The organism is Saccharomonospora saliphila YIM 90502 (assembly GCF_000383795.1).
In the GTDB taxonomy this organism is placed as follows: Bacteria; Actinomycetota; Actinomycetes; order Mycobacteriales; family Pseudonocardiaceae; genus Saccharomonospora; species Saccharomonospora saliphila.
In genome coordinates this window covers 97,018-99,342 of sequence record NZ_KB912640.1, presented here as the reverse complement: position 1 = coordinate 99,342, position 2,325 = coordinate 97,018, and the positions used below count along the sequence as shown (strand labels likewise).

Annotated in this window: 2 protein-coding genes; both read left to right on the top strand. The window is 73.8% G+C overall.

The genetic code is table 11. From position 1 onward, the window contains the following. Positions 1-1,015, top strand: a 1,015-nt coding sequence (locus SACSA_RS21695; protein WP_019814180.1) for a hypothetical protein, incomplete at its 5' end; no start/stop codon positions are given. 51 nt (positions 1,016-1,066) lie between these two features. Then, positions 1,067-2,308, top strand: coding sequence for a mannose-6-phosphate isomerase, class I (gene manA / locus SACSA_RS0105555; protein WP_019814179.1), 1,242 nt, complete (start codon positions 1,067-1,069; stop codon positions 2,306-2,308). Positions 2,309-2,325 lie beyond the last annotated feature (17 nt).

The window sequence follows — 2,325 nt, the reverse complement described above, 5'->3', positions numbered from 1 at the left end:
CGCCACGGCGGGTGCGCAGGTCCGTGCCACCGCCGAGACGGCGGCCGAGGTCGATCTGCGTGGCCGTGCGGACGTCGACCGGCCCCGCAGTCTCGTGCTCGTGTGCAGGACCGGCGTCAGCGACACGGCCGCGCGGATGCTCGCGGCGCTCGTGGCGCCGGACAGCCCGATCCCGGTCGTGCTCGCCGAGGTGGTGCCCGGCTGGGTCGGCGCACTCGACGTCGTGCTGACACACACCGACGACGCCCATGACCACGAACTGGCGAGTTCGCTCGAACGCGCCGCCCGGTACGGTGCGACCGTCGTGCTCTCCGGCCCGGCCGAGGGGCCGGTGGCCTCCGCGATCGCGGGCCGAGGGGTGCTGTTGAGCCCGCGCGTGGCCGTGCCCGCCGAGCTGGGGCTGCCGTCCGCGTTCACGGCGGGGCTGCTCACCGTGGAGGCGCTCGGCCTGTTCCGGGCCGACATCGAGGCGTTGGCCGACCGCCTCGACCATGAGGCAGAGCGGTGCCATCCGGGACAGGAGTCGTTCGTCAATCCCGCCAAGTCGCTGGCCCTGCGCCTGGCCGACCGCCTCCCCCTGCTGTGGGGGCTCGACGAGGTGGCCGTGGCCGTGGGGCAGCACGGTGCCTACGCGTTGGCCACCCACGCGGCCGTGGTGGCCGACGTGGCCGAGTACCGCCGCGCGCTGGCGCGTCCCGCGCTGCGCAGGGCGGCCGTCGAGAGTTCGGGCGAGCGGGACATCTTCGCCGACCCCGAGGACCTCGCCGCCGAGGGACCGCGACCACGGGTGCTCCTGCTGTCGGTGCGCACCGGTCCGGTGGCCGACACCGCACGTCACCAGGTGGGTGAGACCCTGGCCTCGGCCGATCTCCTCGCCCCCGCCGAGGAGATGACGGCCGACGAAACGGGCCGCGCGGCCGTGCTCGCGTCGCGACTGGAACTCGCGGCGCTCTATCTCGGGCTCGCGGCCGGAACGATCGGGGGAGCCGGGCGCGTCGCACCGGTGACCGTGTAGCAGTAGCGCAGGCGAGGGCAGGCCGGTGACGACGGCCGGCGAGGAGTTGAGTTGACCGTGGAACTGCTGCGTAACGCAGTCCGGCCCTACGCGTGGGGCTCCAGGACCACGATCCCGGAGCTGCTGGGGCGGCCGGTCCCGGCACCGCACCCCGAGGCGGAGTTGTGGATGGGCGCGCATCCGGGCGACCCCTCGTACGTCGTCGACGCCCACGGCGACGAGCGCAGCCTCCTCGACGTGGTCGAGGACGACCCGGAGGGGCAGCTCGGCGCTCGTTGCGCCCGTCACTGGGGTGGCAGGCTCCCGTTCCTGCTCAAGATCCTCGCCGTCGAGGAGCCGCTGTCGATGCAGGCGCACCCCTCCGCCGAGCAGGCTGCCGAGGGGTGGGCTCGTGAGGAGCGGGCGGGCATTCCGCGCGACGCGGCCGACCGCAACTACCCGGACCCCACCGCCAAACCCGAGCTGGTCTGTGCGCTGACCGAGTTCCACGCCCTGGCCGGATTCCGCGACCCGTGGCACACGGTGCGGCTGCTGCGGGCGATCGACACCCCCGGCCTGACCAAGTACACCGAGCTGCTGGCCGCGCAGCCGGACCCGGACGGGTTGCGCACCCTGTTCACGACCTGGATCACGCTGCCGCAGCCGACGCTCGACCGGCTCCTGCCCGAGGTGCTCGACGCCTGCGTGCGCCACATCAAGGAGCGCGGCGAGTTCGACGCGGAGTGCCGCACGGTGCTGGAGCTGGGTGAGGCGCACCCGCACGACGCGGGGGTGCTCGCGGCGCTGCTGCTGAACCGGCTCACGCTGCACGCCGGGGACGCGCTGTACCTGCCCGCGGGCAACCTGCACCTGTACCTGCACGGAACGGCCGTGGAGATCCTCGCCAACTCGGACAACATACTGCGCTGCGGCCTCACCCCGAAGCACGTCGACGTACCCGAGCTGTTGCGGGTGGTCGACTTCGCGTGCGGCGACATGCCCGTCCTGACCGGGGAGCGCGCCGACCACGACGAGCGGGTGGCCGTATACCGCACGGGCGCGCCGGAGTTCGAGCTCTCCCGCGTGGAGTGGGGCGAGGACGACAGGGCGGAGGTGCGGCTCGGCGGCGCGGGGCCGGAAATTCTGCTCTGTACCTCGGGTGAGCTGCTGCTGTGCTCCGACGACGGCACGAAGGTCGAGCTGCGGCGCGGGGAGTCGGTGTGGCTGCCCGCGTGCGACCCGCCTGTCGGGCTGCGTCCGGTGGGTGAGGCCCCGGCCCGGCTGTTCCGGGCCACGGCGGGCACCTGCGCCTGATTCTCGCGCGGCCGGGC